This is a genomic window from Streptomyces sp. NPDC043685 (genome assembly GCF_056436585.1).
Window position 1 is genome coordinate 911599 of the sequence record NZ_JBWKCH010000002.1, and the last position, 15911, is coordinate 927509.

At 70.6% G+C, this 15911-nt stretch carries 10 protein-coding genes; 6 read left to right on the forward strand and 4 right to left on the reverse strand.

The features are described 5' to 3' along the window. Nucleotides 1-14 precede the first annotated feature (14 nt). The 5 genes from AC0665_RS08890 to AC0665_RS08910 all read left to right on the forward strand — a co-directional run bounded on the left by AC0665_RS08890 (nt 15) and on the right by AC0665_RS08910 (nt 10317). Nucleotides 15-923, forward strand: a complete 909-nt coding sequence (locus tag AC0665_RS08890; protein ID WP_468413578.1) for a sugar ABC transporter permease — start codon at nt 15-17, stop codon at nt 921-923. A gap of 142 nt (nt 924-1065) precedes the next feature. After that, nucleotides 1066-2766, forward strand: coding sequence for a glycoside hydrolase family 13 protein (locus AC0665_RS08895; RefSeq protein WP_478602696.1), 1701 nt, complete (start codon nt 1066-1068; stop codon nt 2764-2766). 120 nt (nt 2767-2886) lie between these two features. Beyond that, the gene (locus tag AC0665_RS08900) at nt 2887-4260 is read left to right on the forward strand and encodes an alpha-amylase (RefSeq protein WP_478704683.1); all 1374 of its coding nucleotides are present in this window, start codon (nt 2887-2889) and stop codon (nt 4258-4260) included. Nucleotides 4261-4445: 185 nt separating this feature from the next. Further along, a complete protein-coding gene (gene pulA, locus AC0665_RS08905) occupies nt 4446-9872 on the forward strand; it encodes a pullulanase-type alpha-1,6-glucosidase (RefSeq protein WP_478704684.1) in 5427 nt (1808 codons plus the stop codon). Nucleotides 9873-9960: 88 nt separating this feature from the next. Continuing rightward, nucleotides 9961-10317 carry a 5-carboxymethyl-2-hydroxymuconate Delta-isomerase gene (locus tag AC0665_RS08910; protein ID WP_468413586.1) on the forward strand — a complete coding sequence of 119 codons (357 nt, stop codon included), beginning with the start codon at nt 9961-9963 and terminating at the stop codon, nt 10315-10317. Between the two features lie 6 nt (nt 10318-10323). Here the strand turns inward: AC0665_RS08910 and AC0665_RS08915 are convergent, their stop codons facing one another. The 3 genes from AC0665_RS08915 to AC0665_RS08925 all read right to left on the reverse strand — a co-directional run bounded on the left by AC0665_RS08915 (nt 10324) and on the right by AC0665_RS08925 (nt 13644). Continuing rightward, on the reverse strand, nt 10324-11013 hold the full coding sequence (locus AC0665_RS08915; protein WP_363120802.1) for a TetR/AcrR family transcriptional regulator: 690 nt from the start codon (nt 11011-11013) through the stop codon (nt 10324-10326). 93 nt (nt 11014-11106) lie between these two features. Next, a complete protein-coding gene (locus AC0665_RS08920; protein ID WP_478507607.1) occupies nt 11107-13068 on the reverse strand; it encodes a hypothetical protein in 1962 nt (653 codons plus the stop codon). 48 nt (nt 13069-13116) lie between these two features. After that, a complete protein-coding gene (locus tag AC0665_RS08925; RefSeq protein WP_468638026.1) occupies nt 13117-13644 on the reverse strand; it encodes a tetratricopeptide repeat protein in 528 nt (175 codons plus the stop codon). A 163-nt stretch (nt 13645-13807) separates the two neighbouring features. Here AC0665_RS08925 and AC0665_RS08930 point away from each other — a divergent pair, with 163 nt between their 5' ends. Next, complete coding sequence (locus AC0665_RS08930) at nt 13808-14260, forward strand: hypothetical protein (protein ID WP_478507605.1); 453 nt, start codon at nt 13808-13810, stop codon at nt 14258-14260. Nucleotides 14261-14334: 74 nt separating this feature from the next. Here AC0665_RS08930 and AC0665_RS08935 read toward each other — a convergent pair whose 3' ends face one another. Further along, nucleotides 14335-15876, reverse strand: a complete 1542-nt coding sequence (locus AC0665_RS08935; RefSeq protein ID WP_478704685.1) for a DUF1996 domain-containing protein — start codon at nt 15874-15876, stop codon at nt 14335-14337. Nucleotides 15877-15911: the final 35 nt, after the last annotated feature.

Below are 15911 nucleotides of genomic sequence, written 5' to 3' on the forward strand. Positions count from 1 at the left end.
GGCAGGAGTCCGAAATGAGTACGACCACCGTCGAGAACTCCGCCCCGGCGACCGGGCGGCGCCCCGCGAACGCCCCCGCCCGCACGCGCCGGCGTGGCGAGCAGAGCCGCGCGGCCGCCCTCGCCTCGCACGCCGTGCTGATCGTCGCCAGCCTGGCCGCGCTCTTCCCGGTCGCCTGGCTGTTCTTCCTGTCCCTCGGACCGGACAAGGACGACTACCTCCACCCCGGGCGCATCTGGGGCAAGATGACGCTCGACAACTACGCGTTCGTCCTTCAGGACACCAGCTTCTTCGACTGGCTGAAGAGCACACTGGTCGTCGTGCTGGGCACCACGCTCATCGGCGTCGTCGTCGCCGCGTCCACCGGCTACGCCGTCTCCCGGATGCGCTTCCCCGGCTACCGCAAGCTGATGTGGGTGCTGCTCGTCACCCAGATGTTCCCCATCGCGGTACTGATCGTGCCGATGTACCAGATCCTGTCGGATCTCCAGCTCATCGACAGCTACCTTGGTCTCATCCTTGTCAACTGCACCACGATCGTGCCGTACTGCGCCTGGCTGATGAAGGGCTATTTCGACACCATCCCGTTCGAGATCGACGAGGCCGGGCGCGTCGACGGGCTGACCCCCTTCGGCACGTTCGCGCGGCTGATCCTGCCGCTCGCCAAGCCGGGACTCGCGGTCGCGGCGTTCTACAGCTTCCTCACGGCCTTCGGTGAGGTCGCGTTCGCCTCGACGTTCATGCTCAGCGACGACAAGTACACCTTCGCCGTCGGTCTGCAGACGTTCGTCAGCGAGCACGACGCACAGCGCAATCTGATGGCCGCGACGGCCGTACTGATCGCGATACCGGCCGCCGTCTTCTTCTACCTCGTGCAGAAGAACCTGGTGACCGGGCTCACCGCCGGTGGCACGAAGGGGTGACCGGTGCCCCCCGGGGCGCTGCCCGACGGCACGTCACAAGCCCGGGGCGGCCGCGGTGCCCATCCGACCCCGCTGTACCGCGGCCGCCTCGTCACCACCCCACGTCTCCATGACCACAACCTCGTTACGCATCAAGGACGACATGAGCCAGCACTCAGCCGCACCTGCCCCCACCGCCGCGTCCGCCGTGGCCGTCGCCAAGCGCCGCGACTGGTGGCGTGACGCGGTGATCTACCAGGTGTACCCGCGCAGCTTCGCCGACAGCAACGGTGACGGCATGGGCGACCTGGAGGGTGTCCGCACCCGTCTGCCGTACCTGCGCGACCTCGGCGTGGACGCCGTGTGGCTCAGCCCCTTCTACGCCTCGCCGCAGGCCGACGCCGGCTACGACGTGGCCGACTACCGGGCCGTCGACCCCATGTTCGGCAACCTCCTGGACGCCGACGCGCTGATCCGCGACGCCCACCGGCTGGATCTGCGCATCATCGTCGACCTCGTGCCCAACCACTCCTCGGACCAGCACGAGTGGTTCAAGCGGGCCGTCGCCGAGGGCCCCGGCTCCCCGCTGCGGGAGCGCTACCACTTCCGCCCCGGCAAGGGCGAGACGGGCGAACTGCCGCCCAACGACTGGGAGTCGATCTTCGGCGGTCCGGCCTGGACCCGGGTCACCGAGCCCGACGGCACGCCCGGCGAGTGGTACCTGCACCTCTTCGCCCCCGAGCAGCCCGACTTCAACTGGACCCACCCCGCGGTCGGCGACGAGTTCCGCTCCATCCTGCGCTTCTGGCTGGACATGGGCGTCGACGGCTTCCGGATCGACGTGGCGCACGGCCTGGTGAAGGCGGACGGCCTGCCCGACCTTGGATCCCACGATCAGGTGAAGCTGCTGGGCAACGATGTCATGCCGTTCTTCGACCAGGACGGCGTGCACGAGATCTACCGGCAGTGGCGGCTGATCCTCGACGAGTACGCGGGGGAGAGGATCTTCGTGGCGGAGGCCTGGACCCCGACCATCGAGCGCACCGCCAACTATGTCCGTCCCGACGAGCTGCACCAGGCCTTCAACTTCCAGTACCTGAGCACCCACTGGGACGCCGCTCAGATGCGCGAGGTCATCGACCGCACCCTGGAGGCCATGCGCCCGGTCGGCGCCCCGGCCACCTGGGTGCTGTCCAACCACGACGTCACCCGGCACGCCACCCGCTTCGCCAACCCGCCAGGCCTCGGCACCCAGATCCGCCTGGCCGGCGACCGGGAACTGGGCCTGCGCCGGGCCCGGGCCGCGACCCTGCTGATGCTCGCGCTGCCCGGCTCGGCCTACATCTACCAGGGCGAGGAGCTCGGCCTGCCCGACGTCGTCGACCTGCCCGACGAGGTGCGCCAGGACCCGGCGTACTTCCGGGGCGCGGGCCAGGACGGCTTCCGCGACGGCTGCCGGGTGCCGATCCCGTGGACCCGGACGGGCTCGTCGTACGGCTTCGGTGACGGCGGAAGCTGGCTGCCGCAGCCCGAGGGCTGGGGCGAGCTGAGTGTCGAGGCGCAGTCGGGCGAGCCCGGCTCGACGCTGGAGCTGTACCGTGCCGCGCTCGCGGTGCGCCGCGAGCAGGCGGACCTCGGCGCGGGCACGTCCGTTCAGTGGCTGCGGGCGCCCGAGGGCGTGCTGGCCTTCCGGCGCGGAGAGTTCGTGTGTGTCGCCAACACCACCGGCGAGTCGGTGGCGATGCCCGCGTACGGCCGGGTGCTGCTGGCGAGCGGCGAGATCGTCGAGGTCGACGACGAGACCAAGGTGCCGGCCGACACGACGGTGTGGTGGACCACCGCCACCGCACAGGCCCGCGCCTGATTTTTCCTTTGAATTTCGTACGGCCCGCTGCCCTTTCGGGCGGCGGGCCTTTACCATCTGCGTCACCGCAAGGTTTCTGAACCTTGCTGCAAGAACCTTCAACGAAGAAGGAAACCCCGCATGGCACGCAGATTCCTCGCCTCCGCCGTGGCGCTCGCCGCGGCTGTGGTTGTCATGAACCCGACTGGTGCGCAGGCCTCCCCACCTGGCACCAAGGACGTCACCGCCGTCCTCTTCGAGTGGAACTTCGCCTCGGTCGCCCGCGAGTGCACCACCACCCTCGGGCCCGCCGGCTACGGCTACGTCCAGGTCTCGCCGCCCGCCGAGCACATACAGGGACCGCAGTGGTGGACCTCGTACCAGCCGGTCAGCTACAAGATCGCCGGCCGGCTCGGCGACCGCACGGCGTTCCGGAACATGGTGAACACCTGCCACGCGGCCGGTGTGAAGGTCGTCGTGGACACCGTCATCAACCACATGGCGGCGGGCGACGGCACCGGCACCGGCGGCTCCTCGTACAGCAAGTACGCCTACCCCGGCCTGTACTCGTCGTTCGACTTCGACGACTGCACGAGCCGGATCAGCACCTACCAGGACCGCTGGAACGTCCAGCACTGCGAACTGGTCGGCCTGGCCGACCTGGACACGGGCGAGAACTACGTCCGCGGCGCGATCGCCGGGTACCTGAACGACCTGCTCTCCCTCGGCGTCGACGGCTTCCGCGTCGACGCGGCCAAGCACATCGACACCGCCGACCTCGCGAACATCAAGTCCCGGCTGAGCAACCCGTCGGTGTACTGGAAGCAGGAGGTCATATTCGGCGCCGGCGAGGCCGTCCAGCCCACTGAATACACGAGTAACGGAGACGTCCAGGAGTTCCGCTACGCCTACGACCTCAAGCGGGTCTTCACCAACGAGAACCTCGCCTACCTGAAGAACTACGGCGAGGGCTGGGGCTACATGAACAGCGGTGTCTCCGGTGTCTTCGTCGACAACCACGACACCGAGCGCAACGGCTCCACCCTCAGCTACAAGGACGGCGCCACCTACACCCTGGCCAACGTCTTCATGCTGGCCTGGCCCTACGGCGCCCCCGACGTCAACTCCGGCTACGAGTTCACCGACCACGACGCCGGGCCGCCGAACGGGGGCCGGGTCGACGCCTGCTGGCAGGACGGCTGGAAGTGCCAGCACGACTGGCCGGAGATCAAGTCCATGGTCGCCTTCCGCAACGCCACCCGCGGCCAGGCCGTCACCGACTGGTGGGACAACGGCGGTGACGCCATCGCCTTCGGCCGCGGCGGCAAGGGCTTCGTGGCCATCAACCACGAGTCCGGCTCCCTGACCCGGACGTACCAGACCTCGCTGCCCGCCGGGACGTACTGCGACGTGCAGAACAACACGCCGGTGACGGTCGACGCGAGCGGCCGGCTCACGGCCACCCTGGGCGCGCACACGGCCCTGGCGGTCCACGCGGGCAAGTCGAGCTGTTAGCGCCGTCTCCCGACGGTGTGAAGCGGCCCCGGCGGCACGACCCGTGGCGGCCGGGGCCGCCGGACCCGCCGCGGTGGTTGAAAGTTCTTTCCAATGCTTTCAAGACTCTTGCTGTAAGCGTTTCGGCGGCGATACGGTCGCGCGGGGTCGGACCCGAGAGAGCCGCAATCGCTAGGAGCCCATCTGTGATACCGAGATGGCCGGTGCCGTCCAGGCGCCGAACCGCCCGTGCCGGACGGGTCGCCGCGGTCACCGCCGCCGCGCTGGCCGCCACACTCGTCCAGCCGCTCGCCGCCGGGGCCGCCACCCCTCCGGCGCCTCCCTCCGACGCGGCGCTGGCCGCCCAGCCCGCCCGGCACGACGCCACCCGGGAGCAGTTCTACTTCGTCCTGCCGGACCGGTTCGCCAACGGCGACCGGCGCAACGACAAGGGCGGCCTGACCGGTTCACGCCTGTCGACCGGCTACGACCCCACCGACAAGGGCTTCTACCAGGGCGGCGACCTCAAGGGCCTGACCAAGAGGCTCGACTACATCAAGGGCCTCGGCACCACCGCCCTGTGGATGGCCCCGATCTTCAAGAACCAGCCCGTGCAGGGCACCGGGACTGGGGGTACCTCCCAGGCGTTTAGCACTGGGGGAGCCTCGGCCGGTTACCACGGTTACTGGATCACCGACTTCACCCAGGTCGACCCGCACTTCGGCACCAATCAGGACCTCGAGACCCTCATCGACAAGGCCCACGCCAAGGGCATGAAGGTCTTCTTCGACGTCATCACCAACCACACCGCCGACGTCGTCGACTACGAGGAGAAGTCCTACGACTACCTCTCCAAGGGCGCCTTCCCCTACCTGACGAAGGACGGCGTGCCCTTCGACGACGCCGACTACGCCGACGGGCGGCACGGCTTCCCGGAGGTCGACCGGGACTCCTTCCCGCGTACCCCGGTCGTCACCAGGAAGAACAAGGTCCCGTCGTGGCTCAACGACCCGACGATGTACCACAACCGCGGCGACTCCACCTTCGCCGGTGAGAGCTCCACCCACGGCGACTTCTCCGGGCTCGACGACCTGTGGACCGAGCGGCCCGAGGTCGTCAGCGGCATGGAGAAGATCTACCAGCGCTGGGTGCGGGACTTCGACGTCGACGGCTTCCGGATCGACACCGTGAAGCACGTCGACATGGAGTTCTGGACGCAGTGGGCCACCGCCCTGGACGCCTACGCCGCGAAGCGCGGCCGGGACGACTTCTTCATGTTCGGCGAGGTCTACTCGGCCGACACGAACGTCACCGCGCCCTACGTCACCCAGGGCCGGCTCGACGCCACCCTCGACTTCCCCTTCCAGGAGGCGGCCCGCCAGTACGCCTCGCAGGGCGGCAGCGCCCGCAAGCTCGCCGGCGTCTTCGGCGACGACTACAAGTACACGACCGGCAAGGCCAACGCCTACGAGCAGGTCACCTTCCTCGGCAACCACGACATGGGCCGCATCGGGTCGTTCCTGAAGCAGGACAACCCCAAGGCCACGGACGCCGAGATCCTCGCCAAGGACAAGCTCGCCAACGAGCTGATGTTCCTCAGCCGCGGCAACCCCGTCGTCTACTACGGCGACGAGCAGGGCTTCACCGGCCCGGGCGGCGACAAGGACGCCCGGCAGACCATGTTCGCCTCGCGCACCTCCGACTACCTCGACGACGACCTGATCGGCACCGACCGCACCCACGCCGAGGACGCCTACGACACCAAGGCGCCCCTGTACCGGCAGATCAGCGCCCTCGCCGAGCTCCGCAAGGCCAACCCGGCGCTCACCGACGGCGTCCAGCAGGAGCGGTACGCGGCCGACGGCCCGGGCGTCTACGCCTTCTCCCGCACGGACGCCAAGGCCGGCACCGAGTACGTCGTCGCCTTCAACAACGCCGCCGAGAAGAAGACCGCGACCTTCGCGACCGGCTCGGCCGGCATGACCTTCCGCGGCATCCACGGCACCGACGCGACCCTGACCAGCGACGGCGGCAAGAAGCTCACCGTGACGGTCCCGGCCGGTTCGGCGATCGTCCTCAAGGCGGCCGGAAAGCTCGCGAAGCCCGCCACCGCACCGACCCTCACCCTGAAGGCCCCGGCCGCCGGCGCCACCGGCACCGTCGAGGTCACCGCCGACGTCGACGGGGGACAGCTCAACCGGGTCGTCTTCGCCGCGCAGACCGGCAACGGGAAGTGGCGGGTCCTCGGCTCCGCCGACCACGCCCCCTACAAGGTCACCCACACCCTCGGCAAGGACGTGGCACCGGGTACGGCCCTGCGCTACAAGGCCGTCGTCATCGACTCGGCCGGACACACCGCGAGCGCGCTGGCCACCTCCACCACCGGCACCCCGCCCGCCCCCGAACCGCCCACCGCCTCCTCCCGCGACTACGCGATCGTCCACTACAAGCGCGCGGACGGCGACTACGCCGACTGGGGCCTGTACGCCTGGGGCGACCTCGCCGAGGGCGAGGCCACCGAGTGGCCCAAGAGCCACCCGTTCACCGGCCGGGACGCCTATGGCGCCTTCGCCTGGGTCAAGCTCAAGCCCGGCGCCTCGAACGTCGGCTTCCTCGTCATCGACAAGGACGGCACCAAGGACGTCTCCACCGACCGCACGATCGACGTCACCAAGACCGGCGAGATCTGGATCGAGCAGGGCAAGGACACCGTCACCACCGAGCGCCCCGCATATCCGGCGCCCGACAAGAGCAAGGCCGTCCTGCACTACCACCGGGCCGACGGGAACTACGACGGCTGGGGCCTGCACGTCTGGACCGGAGCCGCGAACCCGACCGACTGGTCGAACCCCCTCAAGCCGGTCGAGACTGATACCTATGGCGCAGTCTTCGAGGTACCGCTCACCGACGGAGCCACCAGCCTCAGCTACATCCTCCACAAGGGCGACGAGAAGGACCTGCCCACCGACCAGTCGCTCGACCTCAAGGCGAACGGCCACGAGGTGTGGCTGGTGAACGGCCAGGAGAAGTACCTGCTCCCGCAGCCCGCGGGCTCTGCCGCCGCCCTGGACCCGACCACCTCCAAGGCGATCTGGATCGACCGGAACACCCTCGCCTGGAACGGCTCCGACGCCGCCGCCTCCACCCAGCTGCTGTACTCCCGCGACGGCTCGATCAAGGCCGAGGACGGCGCCCTGACCGGCGACGCCCAGTGGCTGCGCCTGGCGAAGGGGGAGCTGACCGACGCCCAGAAGGCGAAGTTCCCGCACCTGAAGGAGTACGACGCCTGGACCGTCGACCCCCGCGACCGCGACCGGGTCCGCGAGGCCCTGCGCGGCCAGGTCGTCGCCACCCAGCGAGCGGCCAACGGAGCCGTGCTCGCGGCCACCGGCGTCCAGATCGCCGGCGTCCTCGACGACCTGTACCCCGGCGCCACCAAGGCCGCCCTCGGACCGACGTTCGCCAAGGGCCGCCCCACCCTGTCCGTGTGGGCGCCGACCGCGCAGTCCGTCGCCCTGGAACTCGACGGCAAGGCCGTCGCCATGCGCCGCGACTCCGCCACCGGCGTCTGGTCCGTCACCGGCCCCGCGTCCTGGAAGGGCAAGCCCTACCGCTACGTCGTGAAGGTCTGGGCGCCCGGCGTCCGCAAGGTCGTCACCAACAAGGTCACCGACCCCTACTCCGTCGCCCTCACCACCGACTCGAAGCGCAGCCTGGTCGCCGACCTGGACGACAAGGCGCTGAAGCCGTCCGGCTGGTCGTCGTACACCAAGCCCAGGGCCGTGCCCCTGCGGGACGCCCAGATCCAGGAGCTGCACATCCGGGACTTCTCCGTCGAGGACCGCACGGCGAAGCACCCCGGCACCTACCTCGCCTTCACCGACAAGGCGAGCGACGGCAGCAGGCACCTGCGCGAGCTGGCCGAGGCGGGCACCTCCTACGTCCACCTGCTGCCCGCCTTCGACATCGCCACCATCCCGGAGCGCAAGGCCGACCAGGCGACGCCCGGCTGCGACCTGGCATCCTTCCCGGCCGACTCCGACAAGCAGCAGGAGTGCGTCGGCAAGATCGCCGCGAAGGACGCCTACAACTGGGGCTACGACCCGTACCACTACACGGTCCCCGAGGGCTCCTACGCCACCGACCCGGACGGCACCGCCCGCACGGTCGAGTTCCGCAGGATGGTCAAGGCCCTCAACGACGACGGACTGCGGGTCGTCATGGACGTCGTCTACAACCACACCGCCGCGAGCGGCCAGGCGGACACCTCCGTCCTGGACCGGATCGTGCCCGGCTACTACCAGCGGCTCCTCGCCGACGGCTCGGTCGCGAACAGCACCTGCTGCGCCAACACCGCCACCGAGAACGCCATGATGGGCAAGCTCGTCGTGGACTCGATCGTCACCTGGGCCAAGGAGTACAAGGTCGACGGTTTCCGCTTCGACCTCATGGGCCACCACCCGAAGGCCAACATCCTGGCCGTCAGGAAGGCCCTCGACGCGCTGACCCTCGACCGGGACGGCGTCGACGGTAAGAAGATCATCCTGTACGGCGAGGGCTGGAACTTCGGCGAGGTCGCCGACGACGCCCGGTTCGTCCAGGCCACGCAGAAGAACATGGCCGGCACCGGCATCGCCACCTTCTCCGACCGGGCCCGTGACGCGGTGCGCGGCGGCGGCCCCTTCGACGAGGACCCCGGCGTCCAGGGCTTCGCCTCCGGTCTGTACACCGACCCCAACTCCTCGAAGAACAACGGCACCGAGGCCGAGCAGAAGGCCCGCCTGCTGCACTACCAGGACCTCATCAAGGTCGGTCTGACCGGCAACCTCGCCGGTTACCGGTTCACCGGCACCGGTGGCACGGAGGTCAAGGGCTCCGAGGTCGACTACAACGGCGCCCCCGCCGGATACGCCGACGCCCCGGGCGACGCCCTCGCCTACGCCGACGCCCACGACAACGAGTCCCTGTTCGACGCGCTCGCCTTCAAGCTGCCCGCCGCGACGAGCGCGTCCGACCGGGCCCGGATGCAGGTCCTCGCGATGGCGACGGCCACCCTCTCGCAGGGCCCGGCCCTCTCCCAGGCGGGCACCGACCTGCTGCGCTCCAAGTCCCTGGACCGCAACTCCTACGACAGCGGCGACTGGTTCAACGCCGTCCACTGGAGGTGCGAGGACGGCAACGGGTTCGGGCGCGGACTGCCCATGGCGGCCGACAACGCCGGCAAGTGGCCGTACGCCACACCGCTGCTGACCAAGGTCGCCGTGGGCTGCGAGCAGATCGAGGGCACCTCGGCCGCGTACCGCGACCTGCTGCGGATCCGCAGCACCGAGAAGGACTTCTCCCTCGGCACGGCCGAGCGGGTGCAGTCCCGGCTCTCCTTCCCGCTGTCCGGCGAGGACGAGACGCCCGGCGTGATCACCATGCGGCTCGGTGACCTCGTCGTCGTCTTCAACGCCACCCCCGAGCGGCAGGAGCAGACCGTCCCCGCACTCGCCGGGACCGGCTACCGGCTGCACCCGGTGCAGGCGGCGGGCGCCGACGCCACCGTGAAGTCCTCCGCCTACGCGCGGGCCTCCGGCACGTTCACCGTGCCGGCGCGCACGGTCGCGGTCTTCACCCGGACCGCGGGCTAACGCACCCGGTCAGCGGGGGCGGACCGCGACCGGCGGCCCGCCCCCGCTGCGGCTAGGGTGAGCCCACCGACTGGGAACAGGAGTGCTGATGCCGCAGATCACCGTCGACTATTCCGCCGACCTCGCGGACGGATTCGACCGGCCCGGATTCGCCAAGGCGCTGCACGAGGCCACCGTCGAGATCGCGGCCGCCAAGCCGCCGGCCTGCAAGAGCCGGTTCCGCCCGACCGAGGACATCGTCGTCGGGCCCGAGGCCGAGGGGCACGCTCATGTGCACATCCACATCGCGCTGCTCGCCGGCCGCACCGAGGAGACCAAGGCGCGGCTCACCCAGGCCGCGCTGGAGCTGCTGGGGACCTATCTGAAGCAGCCCGAGGGGCGCGCTCTGCACGCCTCCGCCGAGGTCCGTGACCTGGACCCGTCGTACGCGAAGTTCGAGAGCTGAGCCCGCTCAGCTCGCCAGGGCGATGAGCCGGCCGGCCAGCAGCGCGAACGGGCCGTCGGCCGGCTCGTCCTTCATCACCTCGCGCAGCAGCGCGGCCATCTCCTCGTCGTAGGCGGCGCTCACCGCGGCGAGCGCCGCGAAGTCGTTGACGAGCTGGGGCTCCAGCTCCTCGCGCGGGATGCGCCGGCCGTCCAGCCAGATCAGGGCCGTCGACTCGGCGAGCGAGATCCAGGAACGGACGACCAGTTCGAGGCGCGCGGGCGGATCGGTCACGCCCAGGTGCGAAAGGATCTGGACATACGCGGCCTGCCGCACGGAGTCGACGAGCGCGTTGGTCGTCGAAGAGCCGACCGCCGGGCCGCCGCGCATGAGGGCGGAGAAACCGGGCCCGTGCTCGTCCACGAAATCGAAGTAGCGGCGCATCACCCGCAGCAGCCGCGCCCCCAGCGGACCCTCGTGCGGCTCCACGAACCGGCCCGCCAGATCGTCCGAGGCCCGCTGCAACGCCGCCTCGTACAGGCTGAGTTTGCCGGGGAAGTAGTGGTAGACCAGCGGGCGTGAGATGCCCGCGGCCGACGCTATCTCGTCGATGGAGACCTCGTCGGGTGAGCGGCGGCTGAACAGTTCGAGGGCGACGCCGATCAACTGCTGCCGCCGTTCCTCGACTCCCATTCTGCGGCGAACCCCGGTAGTCATACGAACACCTTACCGATCGATTCCGGCCTCGAACGGGCCGGATCGATCGCGGAGCTGCCTCCGGGGCCCTCGGGCGGGCACGGGAGGAGCCCCTCAGCGCAGCCCGCGCAGCGAACGCCCGTCCTTCAGGGTCCCCTTGAGCTGAGCCTGCGCTCCCTGCTCGGCCGGCACGGTCAGCAGACTGCTCCGCGCGGACCCGTCCACCCCGCCCGTCGCCCGGATCGACGCCGTCTCCCGGCTGCCGGCGGCCAGCAGGTACCAGTCCCCGCCCTTCGACTTCCACAGCACGCCGGCCAGCACATGCGGGTCACGCTCCCCGCACGCCGGGACGTTCTCGGCCTTCGCCGCCACCGCCCCGTACGCACCGCCGGGCGTGTGGAACTGCGCCAGCACCCGCGGCCCGCCGCCCCGCCAGGTCTCGGCCCGGGTGCACACCCACGCCGCGGTGCCGCTCGCGTCGGGCAGCGGCTGCTCGTTGAACGCCCAGGCGTTGACTTGGCGTACCCCCGCCGAGCGCACCGTGCCCAGCGAGCAGGCGAACGGCTGCCAGGTGTGCAGCGCGGCGGCGCCGGACACCTCGCCGGGGGAGCCCGGCCGTCCGGTGGTGAGCCGGGCCGGGACCAGTTCACCGAGGTCGGTCAGCAGCCGGGTCCTGCCGCCGTCGGCCACCTGGAGCACGTTCCACGAGGTGCAGGGACCCGAGCGCAGGGCAGGGCTGGCCAGCGGCGCGGTCACACCCCCGGTGAGCGTGAGGTCCATCGCGCCGGAGCCCGGCTTCATCAGGTCCCGCTCCCCGGCCTTCTTCACCCAGGGGGCCAGCAGATAGCGGACGTTGCCGTCGGAGCGGCCGAGGACCACCGCGCCCGCCTCGGCCCGGCCGGCCCCGTCGACCCGTGCGAAGTCGAGGGCGGCGCCCTGCGTGCCGTCCTTCGGCTCGGCGTACCGGGCGATGCGCAGACCGTCGTAGAGGATCACCACGCGTGCCGCGTCGACCGTCCCCGCGTACAGCAGCTGGGGCGGTCCGGCCGGGCCGCCGGAGAGCGTGCCGGGCGTCGCCGACACCTGGACCGTCTCGCCGGGGCGGGCCCACACGGCCAGGGCGCGGCGCAGCAGGGCCCGGTCGCCGGTGCGGTCGCCGCGGGCCGGCCAGACGGAGAAGTCGACGCGGTCCGAGCCGCGCCACGCGGTGGGCGGGACCCGGGTCAGCTTCGCCGGGTCCAGGGCGGCCTGCGCGGCGGGGTTGCGCGCGTACGGGGGCGCCGCGGCGCCCTCGGGGCCCCAGCCCTCACCGGGCAGCCCGAGCAGCGCCCCGCACACCAGCAGGGCGGCACCGGCGGCCAGGGCGGCCTTCAGGTGCTGGCGGCGGCGCATCAGGTCGGTGGGGCGGGCCTGGAGCGAGCAGGGATCGAACTCGGGGGAGTCGAGCAGCCCGTACCGGGCGGGGATCCCGTCGGCCTCCAGCACCGCGCCCTCCGGGTCCGCGACGCCCGCCGCCGCGAGGACCTCGCACACCTCGGCGTCCGTGAGCCGCTCCAGGCCGCGCAGCGCGTACGCGGCCCGGGCCGGGCCCGACAGGGTGGACAGCCGCTGGTCCAGGGCGAGTTCGTCGGCGCCACCGGAGCGCGGGAACAGTTTCAGGCCCCACACGTGCGGCAGCAGCGGCGGCAGCTGGGCCCTCTTGGGCCACGCCTTCGCCGTGAGCGGCAGCCCCGCCTCCAGCGCCGTGCGCAGCACCTGGAGACGGACCAGGGCGTACCCCGGGTCGCGGTGCCGGCCGTCCCCCAGGCTCTCGGCTTCGCCCGAGAAGGGGGCACCCCCGTTCTGGGCCGGGATCACCGGGGCCGGGGTGCGGCTGCGGGGGAGTGCCCGCTGGGTGAGCGCGTGCGCGGTCAGGACGCGGCGGCTGCGGCCCGTCCCGGGTGGCAGCACCAGGTAGGCCAGCCGGACGAGCCGCGGGTAGTGCTCGACGAGCGCGGCCTCGGCCTGCTCGACGTCGACGACCGGGCCGGCCACGGAGGAGGGTGCGGGGCGCTGGGCGACATCCTGTGACTGCACGTTCAGCAGAACGAGCGAATCGTTGGATGGTCACCTGGCTGCGGAGCGTCACGCCCCCGGGTGGGCCCCGGGTTCCACGAGCAGCCGGGCGTAGTTCGCCGTGGACCGCTGGTAGCGCGGCAGGTGCGGGGCCAGGGCACCCAGGACCAGCGCCAGGGCCTCCCGGTCACGGCCGAGATCCGACAGGCACAGCGCGAGGAACGCCCGTACGGCGTCGTCCAGTTCGTCGGACGGGGCGAGGAGCTCGGGCGTCAGCAGGGCGACGCCCTCCTCGGCCCGGCCGGTGTTCCGCAGGGAGCTGGCCAGCTGGATCTTCGTCTGGCGGGCCTTGTCGGGGCTGATGTCGGCGAGGCCCTTCTCCAGCGCTTCCCGGTACAGGGGGACCGCCTTGTCGGAGTCACCTGTGGAGTCCCAGGCGCAGCCCTGTTCGAACAGGCCGAGCGGGCTGCCCTCCGGCAGCTCGGCGACGAGCGCGTCGACGTCGGAGCGGAAGCGTGCCCCGCCCTCCTCCGTCTCGGCGTAGTCGTCGAAACGGTCCCACAGGGCGGCCATACGCTCTTCCCAGTCCTGATCCACGGGCCCACCCTCGCACAGGAGTGCACACCCGGGCAGCGGAATGTTGAGCACGGCGGGCTCCGCAGCCGTATCGAGGGCGAGAGCCTCTGCCGGGGCTCCGTGCGGCATGCGTCCGGATCGTGCCGTGACAAGGACCGTGCCGTGACAAGGACCGGAGGAACAGATGAGGGTGACCCGACCGATGCTCGCGCTGAGCGGCGCGGTGGCGATACTGGCGCTGACCGGCTGCGGCGGATCCGGCGACAAGGACGAGGCGGCCGTTCCGAAGGAGGTGAGCGGCAGCCTGGAGCACATCGCGGCCGAGGCCGACTGCAAGCCGAACATGCAGACCGACGCGGACACCATCCGCCAGGCCCTGTGCGAGAAGGGCAAGGAGAAGTACGTCCTCGCCACCTTCGCCACCGACCGCGGCCAGCGCGAGTGGCTGAACAGCGCCAAGGACTACGGCGGCTACTACCTCGTCGGCCGCAAGTGGGTCGCCGTCGGTCAGCAGAAGACGGTCACGGCGCTCCAGGGCGCCCTCGGCGGGACCATGGAAGAGGGCTCCGAGCACATGAACCCCGGCGGCAGCCACAACAGCGGCGGGCACGACGGCGGCAGCGGCCACCACGGCTGAACGCGCGGGCCACGACGGCGGAAGGCCGGCGGTGGGAATTCCCACCGCCGGCCTTCCGCGTCACCTGGTCAGGGCTACTTGCAGTCCTGGCCGTCGTTGATGCACTGGACCATCTTGTTCATCACGTTCTCGTCGAAGAAGTTGATGAAGTCGTTGTGGTCGGTGATCGCCTTGTGCAGCTGCTCCGGGAAGGAGTCCACCGCGAAGGCGCCCTGCAGCTGCCCGTTGTCGATCTGCGGCGCCGGGATGTCGTAGACCAGCCGGACCTGGAGCTGGGGGATGGCCTTGAAGCCGTTCGAGCAGGTGCCGTCCGCCTCCACGAAGTCCACGTGGGTGCGGTGGTTGGCGCTGTCGATGTTCTGGCCGTCCCAGCAGCTCTGGAAGTTGGACGTGCGCACCACGGAGCTGCCCTCGGGGCAGATCGGGTACTTGTCCGTCACCTGCCGGTCCTCGAAGCCGGTGCAGCTCCATGCGGTGTTGGCGTTGTTCAGGCCGTTGGTGAAGGACTTGGCGTCACCGGTGATGATGCGCAGGGCCTTCGGCATGGCGACGACGTCGCTGGTGCGGTTGCCGACGAACTTCAGCTGGGCCTCGGCCGGCTCGACGATCTTGCCGACGTTGCCGTCCTGGCCGCCGCCGGGCTTGCCCTGGTCGATGTCCTGCGAACCGTCCTGGAGGCGGATGACCGGCCAGAAGTACGACGACTTGTCGCCCTGGTTCTGGCAGGACGTGTCGGCGTTCGCCAGGTCCTCGTCGCTCGCGAAGGCGTTGTTGCTCTGGTTGCCGACGTAGTCGTGCTGGTGCTTCGCGCCGTTGGAGACACCCGGCGCCACGATCACGTTGTCCGAGTTGCGGTTCTCGTTCTGGTTGGTGCCACAGATCGTGGTGAACGACCCCGTGGAACCGCCGTCGCCGTTCGCCGCGAGACCGTTCGGCAGGTTGCGGGAGTTAGGCTGGACGTCCTCGATCTTGATGAAGTCGTCCGCCACCGGGCCGTTGCCGGCCTGCCCGCCGTTGCCGCCCTGGCCCTGCCCGTTGTCCTGGCCGCCGTTGTCCTGACCCTGGTCCTGACCGCCGTCGTTCTGACCGCCGTTGTTCTGGCCGTCGTTGTTCTGACCGCCTCCGGCCTGGCCGTCGTTGGTGTTGATGTCGGCCGCCATGCCCTTGCACTCGGCGAGCTGCTCCAGGTTGCCCGGGGCCTGCCCGCCCACCCGCCGGATGTTGATGCCGATCCGGTCGATGGCCGCGACCCGCTTCGACTTCAGCGGGCCGAGGATGGCGTTGTTGACGAAGCCGGCGTCACCGGCCTGGGCCTGGCGCGTGGAGGCGAGCCGGGTGTACGCCTCGCTGATCTGCTTGTCGAGGTTGGCCAGCTCCTTGTCCACCCCCTGGCGGGCGCCGTCCGGCACATCGGTCAGCTTCTGTCCGACGTCCGGGCACTGGATCGTGGCGATCTGCGCGCCCGCGGACTTCGTCTGGTTCGCCGAGTTCTCCTCGTGCGCCGAGGCGTAGAAGTTTGCCCAGATCAGCCCGCCCCCACCGAGCGCTAGGGCCGCCGATGCGGCAATGGCCTTGGTGGCCAGCGGCGTACGGCGTTTTCTTGTGTTGCGTCCCATGGAACTCCTCTGACTTCCTTTTTCGGGGGCATCGA